Raw genomic sequence first — 18,757 nt, 5'->3', positions numbered from 1 at the left:
GCGATAAGAGTGGCCTGGGTAAACCGACAATGCTCTAAGGGGGCAGCGAGATGCAATCCGATTATCAGGCAAGGCCGCGCGCGCGCGGATTCCGATTGGTTCCGCTGGCGTGCGCGCTGGCGCTGGCCGGCTGCGCGGTGACGCCGCAACCGTTGAGCCTGGCCGAGCGCCAGGCCCAGCTCCGCGCCGACAGGCAGACGATGTTCGGCAGCCAGGAGGCTGTCAGCGCGCCGGTGACGCTGCAGGAGGCGATGGCGCGGGCGCTCAAGTACAACCTGGACTACCGGGTGAAGCTGATGGAGGAGGCGATGGCGCAGCGGCAGCTGGATCTGTCCAGCCTGGACATGCTGCCCAAGCTGGCGCTGGCCGCCGGCTACACCACCCGCAGCAAGGACAACGCGTCGTCGTCGCAGAACGTCGCCACCGGCGAGCAATCGCTGGTGCCGTCCATCTCCACCGAGAAGCGCGACCGCACCGCCGACCTGAACCTCAGCTGGAACGTGCTGGATTTCGGCGTCAGTTATTACGCCGCTCAGCAGCAGGCGGATCGGGTGCTGATTCTTGAGCAGCGCAAGCGCAAGGTGGCGCAGCAACTGATGCAGCAGGTGCGGGAGGCATGGTGGCAGGCGGCCGGCGCCCAGCAGCTGCAGGGGCGGGTCGATGCCTTGCTGAAAGACGCCCAGTCCGCGCTGGAGGACGCGCGGCAGGTTGAGAAGCAAAAGCTGCGCTCGCCGCTGGACGCGCTCAACTATCGCCGCCAGTTGCTGGATGTGATCCGCCAGATGAGCGCGGTGCGCAATGCGCTGTCGCAGGCCAAGCCTCGATTGGCCGCGATCATGAATGTGTCGCCGGGCCAGGATTTCCAGGTGGCGACCCCATCCGGCATGCCGGTGCCGGCGCTGGGCATGGATGTCGGCCGGATGGAGGAGATGGCCTTGCTGAACCGGCCGGAAGTGGTCGAGGCGCAGTACAGCAGCCGCATCAGCGCGCTGGAAACCCGCAGGGCCATCGCCAAGCTGCTGCCGGGGCTGGAGTTCAGCGTCGGCCAGCATTACGACAGCAACAAATTCCTGGTCAACAACTCCTGGAGCGACGCCGGCCTGCGCATCAGCTGGAACCTGCTCAATCTGTTCAGCGCCGGGCCGATCACCCGCGCCGCCGACGCCCAGAAGCAGGTCAGCGATTCCCAGCGGCTGGCGCTGAACATGGCGGTGCTGACCCAGGTGCACGTCGCCTATCTGGATTTCCAGGGCAAGTCGCGGCAGTACGAGCTGGAGCATGAGCTGAACGGCGTCGACCAGGCCATCTACCAGCAAACCCGCAACGCGGTGGAGAGCGGCGCGTCGGCGCGGCTGCAGGGCATACTCGCCGACGCCAACGCGGTGTTCTCGTCGCTGCGGCTGTATCAATCCTACGGCGATCTGCAGAATGCCTACGGCCTGATGGGCGCCAGCCTGGGCCTGGACCCGCTGCCGTCCACCACCAAGGGCTACGACCTGGCCTCGCTGAGCCAGGCGCTGCAAGGCGCGGAAAACCAGTGGCAGGGGACGGTCTCGGGGGGCAGGCAATGAGGCTGGCCTGGATCGTGATGACCCTGTCGATGGCCGCGCAGGCCGCGCCGCCGGCCACGGCCGCCGACGGACGGATACGCGTGCAGCTGATGTCGCGCCACGCGGTGACGCTGTCCAGCGAAATCCCGGCCAAGATTTCCGCGATGCCGGTGGTGGAGGGCGGTGGCTTCCGCCGCGGCCAGCCGCTGGTGGAGTTCGATTGCAGCAGTTACCGCGCCCAGCTGCGCAAGGCCCAGGCCTCGCTGGAGGCCGCCAGCCAGTTGTTGAAGGTGAACAACCAGCTGGCCAAGTACAACTCGGTCGGCACGCTGGAGCTGACGCAGGCCCAGGGCAAGGCCAAGGAGGCGGCCGCCGACGCCAGCTACGCGCAAACGCTGGTGTCCAAGTGCAGCATCGCCGCGCCCTTCGACGGCCGGGTGGCCAAACGCAGCGCCGCGGTGCACCAGTACGTGAACCCGGGCAACCCCATCCTGGACATCGTCGATGCCGACTCGCTCGAGCTGCGCATGCTGGTGCCGTCCAAATGGCTGGCGACGCTGAAGCCGGGCAGCCGCTTCAGCGTCGCCGTGGACGAGCTGGGCGCCAGCTTCCCCGCGCGCATCGAGCGGTTGGGCGCGCAGATCGACCCGGTCAGCCAGACCATCCTGGCGATCGGCGTGATAGACGGCAAAGCCGCCAACCTGCTGCCCGGCATGAGCGGCTGGGCCAACTTCAAGTAGCCGCCATGGGCCACGCCGACCGCAGCCGGGAATTAGCCACGCTGCTGCAATTGCTGCATCGCGCCCGCGAGGCCGACGGCGCGGAGCGCCTGGGCTTCGTCATGGTCAACGAGACCCAGCACCTGTTGCCCTACCGCCAGGCGGCGTTCTGGCGTGAGGGCCTGCGCGCCCATGTCGCCGTCTTGTCAGGGCTGGCCGAGCCGGACCCCACCGCCCCTTATCTGCAGTGGCTGTCAGCCTTGTTCCGCCATCTGGCGACAGCGGAGCCCGACCGGCTCAGCGTGTGTTACGACGCGGCCGGGCTGCCCGAGGCGCTGGCCGACGAATGGGCGCACTGGCTGCCGGAGCACGGTTTGTGGCTGAGGCTGGATGGGCACGGCGCCTTGTTGCTGGCCCGCGATCTGCCATGGAGCGAGTACGAGGTGCAACTGGCCGAGGAGCTGGCCCACGGCTATGGCCACGCCTTGCGCCAGCATGCGCCGCGGCGCGACTGGACGGCGCTGGCGAAGACTTGGCTGCGCGAGAGCCGCCGCCGCAAGCGCCTGCTGATCGCCGCGCTGCTTGTCGTTTGTTTCCCGGTGCGGCTCAGCGTGCTGGCCCGCGCCGAGGTGGTGCCCAGCGACCCCATTCTGTTGCGCGCGCCGGTGTCCGGGGTGATAGACAAGGTGGCGGTGTTGCCCAACCAGCCGGTCAGGCGCGGCACCGCGCTGTTCGACCTGGACGCCACCGTGCTGTCCAGCCAGCTGGCGCTGGCGAAGGAGGAGGCCAGCGCGGCGGAGGAAAGCTTCCGCGCCAGCGCCCAGCTGGCGCTGACCGACGACAAGGGCAAGCTCGCCCTGGCGCAGGACAAGGCCAAGCTGGAAGAGAAGGACATCAGCGCCGATTTCGCAGGCCGCGAGTTGAAGCGCTTGCACGTCACCGCGCCGGCCGACGGCGTGGTGGTGTTTTCCGACCGGAACGACTGGCAGGGCAAGGCGGTGGCCCAGGGCGAGAAGGTGATGACGCTCGCCGATCCATCCAAGGTGGAACTGGCCGCCTGGCTGCCGGCGGCGGAGGCGATCGATCTGGAGCCGGGCGGCAAGGTGACGCTGTATCCGAACGCCACGCCGTTCCAGTCGTACGAGGCCACGCTGCTGCGGGTGGCCTACAAGGCCGAGGCCGGCGAGGGCAATCTGCTGGCTTACCGGCTGCAGGCGCGGTTCGCCGCTGGCCAGCGGCTGCCGTTGCTGGGGCAGATGGGCACCGCCCGGGTGTACGGCGACTGGGTGCCCCTCGCGTATTACGCGCTGCGGCGGCCGCTGACCGCCGCGCGGCAATGGCTGGGCTGGTAGCGTGGCCGCCCGCGCGCTGCCGCCGTTGCGCCAGGAACTGACGCTGCACGCCGGGCCTGATCTGGCGGACGGATCGCCCAGCTGGATGCTGCACGATCCGGCGGCCAACCGCTATTACCAGTTGGGTTGGGCGAGCTTCGAAATGCTGTCGCGCTGGACGCTGGGCAGCGGCGCGGCGGTGCTGGAGGCGGTCAACGCCGAAACCACGCTGCACCTGGGCGAGGACGATCTGGCCGAGCTGCTGCGTTTTCTGCTGCATCATCAATTGCTGCAGGCGGCGGACAGCGACTGGTTATGGCGAGTCCGCCAGGCCGGCCGGCCGAGCCACGCGATGTGGCTGCTGAAGAACTACCTGTTTTTCCGCATTCCCCTGCTCCGGCCGGAGGCCTGGCTCAACCGCCTGCTGCCTTGGTGCGGATGGGTGTTCCGGCCGGCGTTCTGGTTGGCGATGGCCGGCGTCGCGCTGCTGGGGCTGGCCTTGGCGTCGCGCCGCTGGGACGAGTTCACCCACACGTTTTCCGGCTACGGCGGCTGGACCGCGGCGCTGGGCATCGCGGCGTCGCTGAGCCTGGCCAAGATGTCGCACGAGCTGGGCCACGCGCTGACCGCCCGCCATTTCGGCTGCCGGGTGCCGGCGATGGGCGTGGCTTTCCTGGTGATGGTGCCGGTGTTGTACACCGATACCAACGACGCCTGGAAACTGCCTTCGCGCCGCCAGCGGCTGCTGATCGGCGCCGCCGGCATGCTGACCGAACTGACGCTGGCGGCCTGGGCCACGCTGGCCTGGTGCGCGCTGCCCGAGGGGCCGCTGCGCGCCGGCGTGTTTCTGCTGGCCACCACCACCTGGCTGGCGACCCTGGCCATCAATTCCAGCCCCTTCATGCGCTTCGACGGTTATTTCCTGCTGTCAGATTGGCTGGGCGTGCCCAATCTGCACGCCCGCTCCTTCGCGCTGGCGCGCTGGCAGCTGAGGCGCTGGCTGCTGGGGCTGGACGACCCGGTTCCCGAACGCTTTCCGCTGGCCCGCCAGCGCGGCCTGATCCTGTTCGCCTGGGCCACATGGCTGTACCGCCTGGTGCTGTTCACCTCGATCGCGCTGCTGGTCTACCACATGTTTTTCAAGACGCTGGGCCTGCTGCTGCTGTTCGTCGAACTGGGATGGTTCATCGCCAGGCCCATCGTCGGCGAGGTGTCGGCATGGTGGCGCCGCCGCGCCGATCTGCGCTGGCGGATGGAAACCCGGCGCAGCGCCGCCCTGCTGGCCCTGCTGCTGCTGTTTCTGGCCTTGCCGTGGCAGAACGGACTGTCCAGCCCGGCGGTGATGGGGGCCGCCCAGTCCCAGGGGCTGTACGCGGCGGAGGCTGCCGTGGTCGCCGGCGTGAGCGTGCGCGAAGGGCAAAGCGTGAAGGCGGGGCAGGCGCTGGCGCAGCTGGCTTCGCCCCAACTCGACCAGCGTTTGGCTTTGGCCAAGGTGCTTGAGGCGGATCTGGCCTGGCAAGTCGCGCAGCAGTCGTTCAACAGCGAGCTGCAGAGCAAGGGCACCGCCTTGCAGCAACAGTGGCAGGCGGCGCGGCAGCAGGTGGCGGGCCTGCAGAGCCAGCGGGACCGGCTGGCGCTGATCGCGCCCTTCGCCGGCCGGGTGGCCGATGTGAGCGAGGCGTTGAGGCCCGGTGCCGTGGTGGCCCAGGGCGAGCGCCTGTTGCAGGTGGTCGGCGCCGATGGGGTGAGGGGCGAGGCTTATGTCGACGAGGACGGCCTGGCGGGCCTGCGGCGCGGCGATGCCGCCCGTTTCGTGCCGGACAGCGGCGAGACCTGGGCCATCGCTTGCCGGCTGGGGCCGATAGACCGCTTGAACCAGGCGGCGCTGGAGCAGCCGTTGCTGGCGTCCGTGTATGGCGGACCGATTCCGGTCGAGTTGAGAGACCGCGACCTGGTGCCCTTGCGCGCGATTTTCCGGGTCCGCCTGGAGGATTGCGACCGGCGGACGCCGCCGCTGCGGGAAATGTCCGGCTGGGCGCGTCTGAGCGGCGAGCGCTACAGCCTGCTGCTGCTGGGCTGGCGCAGGCTGGCGGCGGTGCTTGAGCGCGAGGCGGGGCTGTAGCGGCGCGCGGGATTCCTATTTCCATGAACTGGCAAGGAGGCATGTGTGTCTGCCGAACTTCATTTTTCCTCGTTATGCCCGTCCTTGTCGCTGCGTCCGGCGCGTCAGGCCGACGCGCCTTGCATCGACCGCATTTACCGCAGCGCGCGGCCCGACTTGCAGTGGATAAACGGCGACGCCGAATTGATCGACACGGTGCAGCGCCAGCAATTGCAGGTGTTACAACAGGGAACGGGGCAAAATTACCCGAACGCCATGCATTTCATCGTGGAAAAGACCGGCGGCGCGGTCGGCGCGGTGATGGTCGATTTCGGGCCCAACGAAGTGCGCATCATTTTCCTGGCCATGCTGCCGGAGGCGCGCGGCCAGGGTTATGGCAAGGCTGTGCTGCAAGGGCTGCAGCAGGCGGCGAAGCAGGTGGGCGCGCCGCTGGCCGCCGTGGTCTGGCATAACAACGGCGAAGCGCGCCGGGTCTACCAGTCGCTGGGTTTCGTGCTGGAAGAGGCCGGCACGATGGCCGACAAGCTGGTTTGGCATCCGAATGGCCGGGCCATCATGGCCGGCGCGGTCTGAGGCCGCCAGCCGGTTCCGGCTGGCGGAGAGGCGCTAATTGAAAGGCAGCTGGAAATAACAGTAGCGCCGGTCGCGGCCCATCGCGCCGGTGCGGCTGATCCAAACATTGTCCAGCGTGCGCGCCGGCAGCTCCCCGGCCGCCGGCAGTTGCAACTGGCCGACGGCATCGACCAGTTCGGTGGTCGCGGTGGCCACCAGCTCCACCACGAACGGCGTGCGTTCGCTCCCCTCCCGTCCCGGCACCTGGGACAGAGGCTTTTGCCGTATCGATTGCACCTGCAGCTCCACCTCCGGCCACGGCGCCGCGCGAAAGCGGCAGCATTGCCCCAGAAGCGGCGTGAAATCCTCGCTGCTCAACGTGTCCAGCATGGCATTCCCCTTGCATGGCAATGCCGGCGGACGCTATCCGCTCCGCCGGCAGGTTTGTGTTTATTGTCGTGTCGGGAACAGGCCTTGAACCGCGATGCAGAAGTTCAGCGCCAGGAAGGGGTTGAGCACGCTGACCGGGGTGGTGCCGCCGGCCACGTCGGTGTTGCCGGTCAGGCCCAGGCCCTTGACGGTGACCGGGCTTTCCAATTGCTGGCTCCAGATGGTGGCGAGGCCGGTGCCGGCGCCGGACGCGCCCAGATAGGGATTGCTGGTGCTGGGCGCGCTGGCCGGGGTGGACGGGTTTGGAATCGTCGACGCCTGAAAGCTGACGTTGACCGCCGAGGTGCCGTGGGCATGGAGCGGCATGTTGGAGGTGAGCAGCGCGACGGTTTGCTGGCCGCCGAAATTGCCGATCGCGTAGGACGGCAGGTTGTAAGTGGGTTGAGCCGGCCCGATGCTGATCGGCATCCGGCCACACAAATTGGGCAGTTGGAAGTTGGTGCTGCCGTTGCCGCCGTAATGATTGCCGATGACGGCGAACAGCGCCTGGTTTTGCGAGACTTGCAGCGTCTGGCCCTGGCATTGCGCCCAGTCGACCGGGGGATAGTCAAAGGCAAAGGGGATAATGCTGCCGATATAAGCTTCCACGTTCGCTCCTTCGTCAGATGATCCCGTCGGCGGGGTGCCGGCAGGGGAAAAAACCCATCCGTTGACATAGGTTTAGTCCATGGGGTTTTAAATTCAATCGACATTGCCCGTTGTTTTGCCAAGTAGTTTTACCTAGGAACCATAGGCCGGGCAGGCGGCGGGCCGCAGAGCCGGAGGAAACATGTCGCAGTGGATGGCCTGGGTGGCCGGCGTCGTCGTTTGCGCTTTCCTGCCGGCGCTGCCCGGCACATGGTGGATTGGCTTGGCGGCGGGGACGGCCGCCGCCGCGGTTGCCGGATGCCGCGGGCGGCCATGGCTGCGGCAGGGGGCTGTCTGCGCGCTGGCTTTGCTGCTGGGCCTGGGTTACGCCGCCCTGCGCGCGCAGTGGCGGCTGGAGCAATCGCTGCCGCCGGCGTGGTGGCAGAAGCCGGTCGAGCTGGTCGCCACCGTCCGGGGTTTGCCTGACCCCGGCGAGTACGGCGTCCGGCTGACGCTGGAGGTGGAGAAGACGCTGACGCCGGGCGTCGCGCTGCCGGAGCGGGTGCAGCTGCACGACTACCAACGGCGAGACTGGCCGCCGGGCAGCCGTTGGCAGTTGAGCGCGCGTTTCAAGCCGCGGCGAGGCAGCGCCAATGCCTTCGGCTTCGACGCCGAGCGCTGGCTCTGGTCCGAGGTGCTGCTCGCCAGCGGATCGGCGGGCAAGCCGCGCCAGCGGCTAGCGGACCGGAACGATCTGATGGCCTGGGTGGACCGCTGGCGGGGCGCCCAGGTGGCGCGCATCGAGCGCGCGCTGGGCGAGGGGCGGGAGTCGGCGCTGGTGGCGGCCTTGACCGTGGGCGCGCAGCAGCGGATCGCGAGAGAGGATTGGCAGTTGTTCGCCGCCACCGGCTTGACCCATATCGTTTCGGTGTCCGGCCTGCACATCACGATGCTGGCGGCGCTGGTGGCATGGGTTTGCGCCAGGCTGGTGCGGCGTATTCCAGGGCTGCGCGCGCCCCGAGTGGCGACGGCGATGCTGGCGCTGTCGGCGGCGGCATTGTATTCGCTGTTGGCGGGCTTCACCGTGCCGACCCAGCGCACGCTGTTCATGCTGGCGGCGGGCAGCGCCTGTCTGCTATGGCGGCGCCAGTTGTCGCCGTTCCAGGCCTGGTGGCTGGCTCTGGCACTGGTATTGCTGCTGGACCCGTTCACGGCGCTGACGCCCGGCCTGTGGCTGTCTTTTGGCCTGGTGGCGGCGTTGATGCTCAGCTCGTTGGCGCGGCGGCGGCCTCCCGTCGGCTGGCGGGCCGCGGCGTCGGGGCAGTGGGCGGCCGGCATCGCCAGCCTGGCGCCGCTGGCGGCGCTGTTCGGCGGTTTTCCGCTGCTGTCGCCGCTGGCCAATGCCTTGGCCATCCCTTATGTCTCCGTCTTGTTGACCCCCCTGTCGCTGCTGGCCGTCGCCCTGCCCTGGGATGGCTTGTTGCCGCTGGCGGGCTGGCTGGCGCGCGGATTTTACTGGATGGTCGGCGTATTGGCGCATGGGCCGGCCTGGCATGTGGCCGGCGCGCCATGGGCGTTGCTGGCGCTGGCGGGCATCGGCAGCGTGTGGCTTATCGCGCCGCGCGGCGTGCCCGGCAAGGGGCTGGGCGGATTGTTGCTGCTGCCCTTGCTGGTCTACCGGCCGCCGGGGCCGGAATGGGGCGTCGCCCGCGCCACGGTGCTGGACGTGGGGCAGGGCTTGTCGGTGCTGGTGCAGACGGCCGACCATGCGCTGCTGTTCGATACCGGAGCGGGCGAGGCCGGACGCGTGGTGCTGCCGCAGCTACGGGGCCTGGGCGTTGATCGGCTGGACGCGTTGTTGCTGTCGCATCACGACAGCGACCACGACGGCGCGGCGGCGGGCGTGAGGGCCGCGCTGCCGGTGGGGCGGGTGTTGGCGGGGCAGCCGGAATCCGCGCCGGGCGCGGCGGGATGCGCGCAAGGGCAGGGCTGGGAATGGGACGGCGTCCGTTTCGACATGCTGGGTCCGCCGCCGGGATGGCAGGCCGACGAGGATAATGCCCGAAGCTGCGTATTGAGGGTGGCCACGCGACGGCAGGCGCTGCTGCTGAGCGGCGACGCGCCGGCGCGGATGGAGGAGGCGCTGGCGGCCCAGCCTGGCCTGCGTCTGGTCAGCAGCGTGCTGGTCGCCGGCCATCACGGCAGCCGCACCGCCAGCAGCGAGGCCTGGCTGGCGGCGGTGAGCCCCAGGCTGGCGGTGGTCAGCGCCGGGCACTTGAACCGCTACCGCCATCCGCACTCGCTGGTATTGGAGCGCTTCCGGCGCGCGGGGGCGGCGGTTTTGCGCACCGATCTGGACGGCGCGCTGACGCTGGAGATGGGGGATGGGCTGGCCTGGCGCTGCCTGCGCCGCGAAGCGCCTCGCTACTGGCGCGATGCCGGTCCCTGCGGCGAAGAGGCTGTCATTCCCTCTGATTGACCAGCGCCACCACGCGATTGCCCTTGTCCTGATAGCGAAGATCGTCGAACGATAGCTTGCGCGCGATCAGGATGCCGCGGCCGTGGCTGTTCATCAGCGAGGACGGCTCGGCGTTCTGGTAGTACTCCCAGTCGAAGCCCGGCCCCATGTCCTCGATGACGAATTGCAGCTGTTTGCCTTGCTGCGAGAACGCCACCGTGATCTCCCGGTCGCGGTAGGCCGGCGCGGCCAGCCGGTTTTCCAGCTCCTGCTCCCAGTTGCCGGCGGCGATCAACTGGCTTTTCTGTTCGTAGCTGATCTCCAGGTTGCCGTGCTCGATGGCGTTGACCAGCAGCTCGAACAGGCCGGTGGCCACCCGTTCCGGCTGCGGGCAGGTTTTGGCCAGCAGCGCGGTGATCGCCTGCGCCTCGCGATGGCTGCGGCAACGGAAGGTGGCGGCGTTCAGGTGCTTGAGCGCGTCGACGTGGAGGTTGGCCAGCTCCCGGAAATGGGCATAGCGGTCCCAGTGGCCGACCGCGGCGCCGACGATGGCCAGCAGCATGTCGCGCGAGAACGGCTTGGTCAGGTAGTAGAAAGCGCCCGCGGCCAAGCCTTCCTGCACGCTGGAGGCCGCGCCCATCGCGGTCTGCATGATGACCGGCAGGAATTCCAGCCGGGGTTCGGCCTTGATCTTCTTCAGCACGTCGAAGCCGCTCATGCCGGGCATCATCTTGTCCAGCAGCACGGTGGAGTACTGCTCGCCTTCGCTGGCCAGGATGTCCCAGGCGATTTCCCCGTTTTCCGCCTGCCGGGTTTCATAGCCGGCGTCCTGAAGCAGCTCCGTCATCAGCTCCAGATTGAAGGGCTCGTCGTCGACGAGCAGGAGTTTATGAGACATCGGAGTCGTCCTCCTTTAGCTGAAAATGGCAGGGAATCGCGAAAGTGAAGATGGCGCCGCCCTTTGGCAGGTTGCCGGCGGTGATCCAGCCGTGGTGCGCATGCACGATTTCTCGGCTGATGGCCAGACCCAGGCCGGTGCCGCCGGCGCCGGTCTTGGTGGTGCTGCTCTGGATGAACTTGTCGAAGATGGTTTCCAGCTCCTTTTCCGGGATGCCGGGGCCGTCGTCTTCGACGCTGGTCATGATCCAGTCGGAACCGTCCCGTTCGGCCAGGGTCGCCTTCACCTGGATCTCCGAGCCGGCCGGACTGAACTTGATCGCATTGGACAGCAAGTTGCGTATCACCTGCCCCATGCGGAAGGGGTCGATGTCGGCCGCCAGCAACTCCGGCTCGCAACTCAGCTTCAGCTGGATCTGGTTGCGGCCGGCCAGCGGCGTCATTTCGTCGCACGCCTCGCTCAGGCATTGCGTCAGATTGCCGCGTCCGATCGAATATTCCATCCGTCCCACTTCCATCTTAGCCATGTCCAATAGATCGTTGAGCAGCATCAGCAGCCGGCTGCCGCTGGTATTGATGCGGGCGAAGTACTGCTCGGCCTTGGCGTCGCCCTGTCCCTGCGCGCGCAGCTGGCCCATCTCTGTGAAGCCTAGGATGGCGTGCAGCGGAGTGCGAAGCTCATGCGACATATTGGCCAGGAACTCGGTCTTGGCGCGGCTGGTTTCCTCGGCCAGGATCTTGGCGTGGCGCAGGGTTTCCTCCACCGCCCGCTGGGCGGAAATGTCCTGGTACACCCAGATGGTGCCGAGCTTGGGCACCGAGGGATTGACCGCGCGGCCGTGCAGCCGGCACCAGAACAGCTGGCCCTTGCCGGTGCGCAGCCTGACCTCGGTTTGCACCACCTTGCCGTCGTTGAGCAGGCTGTACAGCGCCTTGCCGGTGCGCTCCCATTGTTCTGGGTTTTCGAAGTAGGGCATGGTGGGCTGGCCGATCACGTCCATGCCCTGCTGCTGGAACAGTTCCAGGAAGGCGTGGTTCACCTGGCGCAGGTGGCGATCGACTATGTAGGCCATCGCCAGCGGGCTGGCGTCCAGCAGGGCCGCCAGCTGCCGGCTCTGCACCTCGACTTGTTCGGCCAGGCTGTTCTTCAGCCGGATCAGCGCCTCTTCCTGCTCCTTGCGGCGCGAGATGTCGCGGCATACGGTGACGTAAAACCAGTCGTCCGGCATCACCACCCGGCTCAAGGACAGCTCCACCGGCAGGCGCTGGGCGTCGCTGCGCAGCAGGCTGGCCTCGAACGGCCGGCCTTCGTGGCGCTGGGCGGTCTGTTCGAACGGGGGGCTGGGCTCAGGGGTGTACAGTTCCGGGAACAGCACGCCGACGGGCAGGTTTTCCAGCGACTGGGCGCTTTGCTCCACCAATTTGGCGGCGGCCGGATTGGCCTGGATGATGTGGCCGTCGCGGTGGATCAGGATGATGGCGTCCGAACTGGCCTGCAATATCGCGCGCTGGCGCGCCTCGCTTTGCGCCAGGGCCTGCTGCGACTGCTCGCGGTCGCTGATCTGCTCGCGCAGCGTGCGGTCGAGTTCCTGCAACTGCAGGCGCAGATTCGCCGCGAGCTTTTCCTGCAGCAGGCCGCCGCGCAGCTGCCGCTGCTGCGCCAGCAGGAACAGGGCCAGCACCAGCGCGGATGCCGTCAGGATGGTCCAGGCGACCGGGCCGAGCTGGGGGCGCACCGGTTCCAGCGCGTAGGCACCCAGCTGCAGATCGGTGCCGCCCACCGGGCTGAGGCGGGAGAATATCGGCGAATCGGTCGGCAGCGGGCGGCCCGGCGCCGAGTCCAGCAAGGGCGTGTCGGGCTGGTTCTTGCCCCAGGCCAGCAGCCGGACATGGCGCAGAGGGTTGCCGCTGATCAGTTCGTTGTTGATCGGCTGTATCAGCTTGTCCTGGCGCAGGTGCAGCAGCAGCAGCGTATGGTCGTTGTCCAGGCGGGTGACGACGTCCAGGCGCGGCATGCCGGTATCCAGCGGCTGGCCGGACAGCAGCATGGGCTGGTCGCTGCGGCGGGCCAGGTCCAGCACCCATTTGGAGTTGCCCCGGTGGCTGAGATCCAGGCCCTGGGGCAGCGCGTTGGCGTCGTCGGGCAGATAGCTGGCCACCGGGTAGTATTGCAGTTGCACCGGGCTGGCCTGCAGATGCTGGTTCTGCAGGAAGCGGATGCTGGTGGCGATGCGGTTTTCAAACGCGGCGCGGCGGTTCTGCTCCACCAGCTCCACCGTGCCGATGCCGGCGAACACGCTGTCGTCGCGAACCACGCGGCGCGCCAGATCGGTCAGGCTGTGGGGCGCGTCGGCGCCCGCCAGCTGTTGCGCCAGTATGCGGGAATGCTCCAGCGCGTTCTCGATCTGCAGGACCACGATGCCGGTGCCCAGCGCGCCCCAGTGCTGCAGCCGCTGCTGGCGCTCTTCCCGGTCATGCTCCAGCAGCAGCCAGTATTCGCCCAGCAACAGGCCTAAGCCCAGCAGGCCGCACAGCAGCAGCGAGGTGAGGCGGTTCAACCTCGGCATGGGCTCCCTCGTCAGCGATCGCTCAACTCTTGGTACAACGCCTCGAATTCACGGGACAGCTTGTGGCGCGGATCCAGGTAGATCATGGGCCGCGCGGCCTGGTGCGATTCGCGGATCTTGACCGAGGCCGACAGCGGGGAAGCCAGCACGGGCAGGCCCTCCGCCTTCAATTCGTCCACCAGCCGCACCGGCAGGCTGGCGCGCGGCTGGAACTGGTTGACCACGATGCCCTCGATGAACAGATCGGGGTTGTGGTCGGCGCGGATCTCGTCGGCGCTTTCTTTCAGGTTATAGAGGGCGTGGCGCGAGAACGCATCGCAATCGAAGGGGATCAGGCAGCGGTCGGCCGCGATCAGCGCCGAGCGGGTATAGAAATTGAGCGCAGGCGGGGTGTCTATCCAGATCTCGTCGTATTGCGGCGCCAGCTGGTCCAGCGCCTCCTTCAGCTTGAACATCTTGTAGCGCGATTCCAGCTTGGCCATCAGCTCGGACAGCTCGGGATGCGAGGCCAATAGCGACAGGCCGTCGATGCCGGAGCCGCGAACGAACTCATGCGGCTCCTTGGCGAACAGCGAGATGTTCAGCATCTGCTGAAACAGGTCGGCCAGGCTGGGGCCGGCTTCGCCGCCGGCGGCGCCGAGCAGATAGTGGCTGGCGTTGCCTTGCGGGTCCAGGTCGATCAACAGCACGCGCCGGCCGCGGCTGGCCGCCACCGCCGCCAGATTGACGGCGATGGTGGATTTGCCCACCCCGCCTTTCTGATTGAATACCACGCGTCGGATGGTCATGGAGACTCCTGTAGTTTGGCGGTGCGGCAGGTGAAAGGATGGGCGCTGCGGAGCCCAGGCGTCCGGCGGTTTTCAGAAACCGGGCTGTCCTTTGCAAACCAGCAGCATTTGTTGATAACTGGCGGAATTCTGCACCACCGGCATGGATTTTATCTGACCGTCATTATAGGAGAAGCTGGCGATCTGGCGGCCGTTTTCGTCGAACAAGGTCATGTCCAGCAAGCGGAAGACGTGCTGCGCGCAATCGATCTGCCAGGTGTTGAGCGAGGTCTTGTGCCGCGGGGTGGTCAGAAAGTTTTCCTTCTTCAGATTGAAGATGGTCTTGCGGTCGCGGAAGGTCGCCACCGCGCCCTGGCGCTTGATCGACAGCAGATCCAGCTCGTTCAGGATATTGCCGTTGGGCGAGACGCCCAGGTTCTGCCAGTCGGCGCTGGCCTGGGCCGGCGCGGGGGCGGAGGGCTTGACGGTTTGGGTCGGCGTGGTCCGTTGCGGCGCGGCGGCGCAGCCGGCCAGCAAAATCGCGGCGGCCAGGGTGGTGAACAGGGTGCGCATGAATGTCTCCAGAAGATGGCGCCAGTGTCGCATAGCCGGGAGCGCGGGAAAACCGTTTGCGGCGCCGTGGCAGATTTTTGCAGAAAGTCCGGAACTTTATCGCGGCGGGGCCGGTCTTCCGTAGTGCGAGAGCATTTTTCCTCTTCGTTTCACATTGTCTCCATCCAACTTGAGGCCGCCATCACCTGGCGGCCATTTTTTTGCCCGGCTCGTCCCGGGGGCCTCCTTGCCGTACAATGGCGTTTTCTCCCGCGCCATCCCGTCCCGTCATGCACGACGCAGTCTCCATCCTCAATCATATTTTCGGCTACCCGGAATTCCGCGGGCAGCAGCAGGAGATCGTCGAGCAAGTCGCCCACGGCGGCCACGCGCTGGTGCTGATGCCCACCGGCGGCGGCAAGAGCCTGTGCTACCAGATCCCGGCGTTGCTGCGCGACGGCGTCGCCATCGTGGTGTCGCCGCTGATCGCGCTGATGCAGGACCAGGTGGCCACGTTGCAGGAGCTGGGCGTCGCGGCGGCCTGCCTCAATTCCGCCACCTCGCAGGACGAGGCGCGCGATATCTCGCGCCAGGCGCGCGCGGGCACGCTGGACTTGCTCTATGTGGCGCCGGAGCGGCTGTTGACGCCGCGCTTCCAGGAGTTCATCGCCAGCCTGAAGATCGCCTTGTTCGCCATCGACGAGGCGCACTGCGTCAGCCACTGGGGCCACGATTTCCGGCCGGAATACCAGCAGCTGGGCATGCTGGCCGAGCAGTTTCCCCATGTGCCGCGCATCGCGCTGACCGCCACCGCCGACGAGCAGACCCGGCTCGACATCATTCATTACCTGAAGTTGTCCGAGGCCAGGGTGTTCCTGTCCAGCTTCGACCGGTCCAACTTGTTCTACCAGGTGGTGGAAAAGCACAACGCCAAGAAGCAGCTGCTGGATTTCATCCGCCAGGAGCACCAGGGCGCCACCGGCATTGTTTACTGCCTGTCGCGCAAGCGGGTGGAGGACACCGCGCAGTGGCTGCGGGAGAACGGCATCGAGGCGCTGGCCTACCATGCCGGCATGAGCCACGCCGAGCGCGAGGCCAATCAGCGGCTGTTCCTGCGCGAGGACGGCATCGTGATGGTGGCCACCGTCGCCTTCGGCATGGGCATCGACAAGCCGGACGTGCGCTTCGTCGCCCACATCGACATGCCCAAGAGCCCGGAAAACTTCTATCAGGAATCCGGCCGCGCCGGCCGCGACGGCCTGCCGTCGGCCAGCTGGCTGTGCTACGGCCTCAACGACGTGGTGCAACTGCGGCAGATGATAGAAGGCGGCGAGATGGCCGAGCTGCAAAAACAGGTGGAATTGAGCAAGCTGGACGCGATGCTGGCCTTCTGCGAAACCGCAGGCTGCCGCCGCCAGCACATCCTGGCGCACTTCGGCGAGGCGAGCAAACCATGCGGCCATTGCGACAACTGCCTGCATCCGCCCATCACCTACGACGCCACCGAGCCGGTGCGCAAGCTGCTGTCCTGCATCTATAGAGTGGGGCAGCGCTTTCCGACCGGCCACGTCATCGACGTGCTGCTGGGACGGCAGAATCCCAGCATCGGCCATCACCGCCATGACCAGCTCAGCACCTACGGCATCGGCAAGGACATGAACCAGCGCTGGTGGCGCTCCATCGTCCGCCAGCTGGTGGCGCGCCAGCTGGTGCAGGTGGATATCGCCCGCGGCCAGTCGCTGGTGCTGACCGACGCTTGCCGGCCGTTGCTGAAGGGCGAGCAGAGCATCTATCTGCGTCCCTTGGCCGACGAGAAGAAGTCGCGCGGCAGCGGCGGCGCCGACCGCTGGCTGCGCACCGAGCGCGAAGAGCGGCTGTGGCAGGCGCTGCGGCGCTGGCGCCGCCAGGTGGCCGACGAGCACAATGTGCCGGCCTACGCGGTGTTCTCCGACCGCACGCTGCGCGATCTGGTGGAAAAACGCCCGGATAGCCCGGCCGGCCTGCAGCGCATCTACGGTCTGGGCGAGCTGAAGCTGGCCCGCTACGGCGAGGCGCTGCTGAGCTGCCTGCGCGAGGCGCAGGAATAGGCAAAACGATTTGCCCAGCCATGAATGGCGAAATTCTTATACAATCCGTCGCATATATGTAAATGCTGGAGAATTTCATGGCTGTGAATCTGAATCCCCCGCAAGCCGGCCTATTGCCGCCGGTCGCCGGCGTCGAACTGCTGGTGGCCGAAGCCGGCATCAAGACCCCGGGCCGCAAGGACGTGCTGGTGGTGAAGCTGGACAAGGGCAATACCGTCGCCGGCGTGTTCACCCGCAACCGTTTCTGCGCGGCGCCGGTGCAGCTGTGCCAGGAGCATCTGGCCGCCGGGGTGCAGATCCGCGCGCTGGTGGTCAACACCGGCAATGCCAATGCCGGCACCGGCTTCGACGGCCGCGAGCGCGCCTTGTCCGTATGCCGGGCGGTGGCCGAGCTGAACCAGCTGCAAACCGAGCAAGTGCTGCCTTTCTCCACCGGCGTGATCCTGGAGCCGCTGCCGGCCGACAAGATCGTCTCCGCGCTGCCTACGCTGCGCCAGGCGAACTGGGCCGAGGCCGCCGAGGCCATCATGACTACCGATACCCTGGCTAAAGCCGCTAGCCGCAAGCTGGACATTGGCGGCAAGCCGGTGACCATCACCGGCATCGCCAAGGGGTCGGGCATGATCCATCCCAATATGGCGACCATGCTGGGCTTCGTCGCCACCGACGCGGCCGTCACCCGTCCGATGCTGAACCAGCTGGTGCGCGAGGTGGCCGACCAATCATTCAATAGCATCACCGTGGATGGCGATACCTCCACCAACGACAGCTTCATCCTGATTTCCACCGGGCAGAGCGGCGCGCTGTTGATCGACTCGGCCGAGCAGCCGGCTTATCAACAGTTGAAGCAGGCGCTGCTGGATGTCGCCATCGAACTGGCCCAGGCCATCGTCCGCGACGGCGAAGGCGCCACCAAGTTCATCACCGTCGAAGTGAATGGCGGCCGTTCGGTGGCCGAGTGCAAGGACGTAGCCTACGCGATCGCCCGTTCGCCGCTGGTGAAGACAGCCTTCTTCGCGTCCGATCCGAACCTCGGCCGCTTGCTGGCCGCCATCGGCTACGCCGGCGTCACCGACCTGGACGTCGATCGTCTCTCCTTATATCTGGATGACGTGCTGGTCGCCTGCGACGGAGGACGCAATCCTTCTTATAAGGAAGAGCAGGGCCAGGCGGTGATGAACCAGAGCGAGATCACCGTTCGGGTGGAGCTGGGACGCGGCGCGGCCAGCGCAAGAGTGTGGACCTGCGACTTCTCCTATGAGTATGTGCGCATCAATGCCGATTATCGTAGCTAAGGCGGTGGTGCGGGCTGAAATAAGTTTGGAAAAGCGCATCAGAAGAAAAAAGCCCCGAGATATCGGGGCTTTTTTCATTTTTCGAATAGGAGATCTTGGCCCGGAGAGCCAGTTTCAGCAGAAAGGGAAGCGTTTCTCAAATAAAGACCAATGTATTAATTTGTTTGTTATCAGTTGGTTGTGAAGAAATTTTAGAAAACCCCCATCTTTTCTAAAAAAACCTGTTGACCGAGGGGGAGGGCGCAGGTATAGTTCGTCTCCTCAGCTGACGCAGCGAACGAAACAGCGGAAACGAAACGGTTCCGGTGATGACGACGCAGCGGATGGCACTGCTCTTTAACAGAACGAATAACCGATAGGTGTAAGTGCTTGGCGAAAGCCGAACACTTGCACTGCAAGAGACAAGAGATACTTGTTTATTTCTTTGAACTTGCGTGCCAGAAAATTTGCTTGAGATTGAACTGAAGAGTTTGATCCTGGCTCAGATTGAACGCTGGCGGCATGCTTTACACATGCAAGTCGAACGGTAGCAGGGTGCTTGCACCGCTGACGAGTGGCGAACGGGTGAGTAATGCGTCGGAATGTACCGTGTAATGGGGGATAGCTCGGCGAAAGCCGGATTAATACCGCATACGCCCTGAGGGGGAAAGTGGGGGACCGTAAGGCCTCACGTTATACGAGCAGCCGACGTCTGATTAGCTAGTTGGTGAGGTAAGAGCTCACCAAGGCGACGATCAGTAGCGGGTCTGAGAGGATGATCCGCCACACTGGGACTGAGACACGGCCCAGACTCCTACGGGAGGCAGCAGTGGGGAATTTTGGACAATGGGCGCAAGCCTGATC

General features: G+C 66.4%; 14 protein-coding genes and 1 other annotated feature. Of the genes, 8 read left to right on the top strand and 6 right to left on the bottom strand.

Translation table 11 applies throughout. The features are described from left to right. The first annotated feature begins 95 nt into the window (after nucleotides 1–95). The 5 genes from ACY3GB_RS12900 to ACY3GB_RS12880 are packed head-to-tail and all read left to right on the top strand — an operon-like array spanning nucleotide 96 to nucleotide 6,295. The gene (locus ACY3GB_RS12900; RefSeq protein WP_463089091.1) at nucleotides 96–1,571 is read left to right on the top strand and encodes a TolC family protein; all 1,476 of its coding nucleotides are present in this window, start codon (nucleotides 96–98) and stop codon (nucleotides 1,569–1,571) included. Continuing rightward, nucleotides 1,568–2,290 carry an efflux RND transporter periplasmic adaptor subunit gene (locus ACY3GB_RS12895; RefSeq protein WP_463089090.1) on the top strand — a complete coding sequence of 241 codons (723 nt, stop codon included), beginning with the start codon at nucleotides 1,568–1,570 and terminating at the stop codon, nucleotides 2,288–2,290. The genes ACY3GB_RS12900 and ACY3GB_RS12895 overlap by 4 nt, the downstream gene beginning before the upstream one ends. 5 nt (nucleotides 2,291–2,295) lie before the next feature. Beyond that, nucleotides 2,296–3,621 carry an efflux RND transporter periplasmic adaptor subunit gene (locus tag ACY3GB_RS12890; RefSeq protein WP_463089089.1) on the top strand — a complete coding sequence of 442 codons (1,326 nt, stop codon included), beginning with the start codon at nucleotides 2,296–2,298 and terminating at the stop codon, nucleotides 3,619–3,621. Between the two features lies 1 nt (nucleotide 3,622). Beyond that, nucleotides 3,623–5,722 carry an HlyD family efflux transporter periplasmic adaptor subunit gene (locus ACY3GB_RS12885; protein WP_463089088.1) on the top strand — a complete coding sequence of 700 codons (2,100 nt, stop codon included), beginning with the start codon at nucleotides 3,623–3,625 and terminating at the stop codon, nucleotides 5,720–5,722. 45 nt (nucleotides 5,723–5,767) lie between these two features. Next, the gene (locus tag ACY3GB_RS12880; RefSeq protein ID WP_463089087.1) at nucleotides 5,768–6,295 is read left to right on the top strand and encodes a GNAT family N-acetyltransferase; all 528 of its coding nucleotides are present in this window, start codon (nucleotides 5,768–5,770) and stop codon (nucleotides 6,293–6,295) included. A 33-nt stretch (nucleotides 6,296–6,328) separates the two neighbouring features. Here ACY3GB_RS12880 and ACY3GB_RS12875 read toward each other — a convergent pair whose 3' ends face one another. Both ACY3GB_RS12875 and ACY3GB_RS12870 read right to left on the bottom strand, forming a co-directional pair. Further along, on the bottom strand, nucleotides 6,329–6,664 hold the full coding sequence (locus ACY3GB_RS12875) for a DUF6916 family protein (RefSeq protein ID WP_231155044.1): 336 nt from the start codon (nucleotides 6,662–6,664) through the stop codon (nucleotides 6,329–6,331). Between the two features lie 60 nt (nucleotides 6,665–6,724). After that, a complete protein-coding gene (locus tag ACY3GB_RS12870) occupies nucleotides 6,725–7,312 on the bottom strand; it encodes a phage tail protein (protein WP_221666114.1) in 588 nt (195 codons plus the stop codon). Nucleotides 7,313–7,493: 181 nt separating this feature from the next. Here ACY3GB_RS12870 and ACY3GB_RS12865 point away from each other — a divergent pair, with 181 nt between their 5' ends. Further along, nucleotides 7,494–9,770, top strand: a complete 2,277-nt coding sequence (locus tag ACY3GB_RS12865) for a DNA internalization-related competence protein ComEC/Rec2 (protein WP_463089086.1) — start codon at nucleotides 7,494–7,496, stop codon at nucleotides 9,768–9,770. Here ACY3GB_RS12865 and ACY3GB_RS12860 read toward each other — a convergent pair. From ACY3GB_RS12860 to ACY3GB_RS12845, 4 genes are all read right to left on the bottom strand, one after another. Beyond that, complete coding sequence (locus tag ACY3GB_RS12860; protein WP_463089085.1) at nucleotides 9,754–10,647, bottom strand: response regulator; 894 nt, start codon at nucleotides 10,645–10,647, stop codon at nucleotides 9,754–9,756. The genes ACY3GB_RS12865 and ACY3GB_RS12860 overlap by 17 nt on opposite strands. Further along, nucleotides 10,637–13,213, bottom strand: coding sequence for a sensor histidine kinase (locus tag ACY3GB_RS12855; protein WP_463089084.1), 2,577 nt, complete (start codon nucleotides 13,211–13,213; stop codon nucleotides 10,637–10,639). Before ACY3GB_RS12855 ends, ACY3GB_RS12860 begins: the two co-directional genes overlap by 11 nt. An 11-nt stretch (nucleotides 13,214–13,224) precedes the next feature. Next, on the bottom strand, nucleotides 13,225–14,001 hold the full coding sequence (locus ACY3GB_RS12850; protein ID WP_231155040.1) for a ParA family protein: 777 nt from the start codon (nucleotides 13,999–14,001) through the stop codon (nucleotides 13,225–13,227). A gap of 72 nt (nucleotides 14,002–14,073) precedes the next feature. Next, entirely contained in the window at nucleotides 14,074–14,553 is a 480-nt protein-coding gene (locus ACY3GB_RS12845) for a surface-adhesin E family protein (protein ID WP_463089083.1), read from the bottom strand. 269 nt (nucleotides 14,554–14,822) lie between these two features. Here ACY3GB_RS12845 and recQ point away from each other — a divergent pair, with 269 nt between their 5' ends. Next, nucleotides 14,823–16,619, top strand: coding sequence for a DNA helicase RecQ (gene recQ, locus ACY3GB_RS12840; protein ID WP_463089082.1), 1,797 nt, complete (start codon nucleotides 14,823–14,825; stop codon nucleotides 16,617–16,619). A gap of 77 nt (nucleotides 16,620–16,696) precedes the next feature. Next, entirely contained in the window at nucleotides 16,697–17,914 is a 1,218-nt protein-coding gene (argJ, locus tag ACY3GB_RS12835; RefSeq protein ID WP_463089081.1) for a bifunctional glutamate N-acetyltransferase/amino-acid acetyltransferase ArgJ, read from the top strand. Nucleotides 17,915–18,418: 504 nt separating this feature from the next. Then, nucleotides 18,419–18,757: a sequence feature (16S ribosomal RNA rRNA prediction is too short), on the top strand.

Source organism: Chromobacterium sp. Ag138 (assembly GCF_055181315.1).
This window is presented reverse-complemented; position numbering and strand designations above follow the sequence as displayed.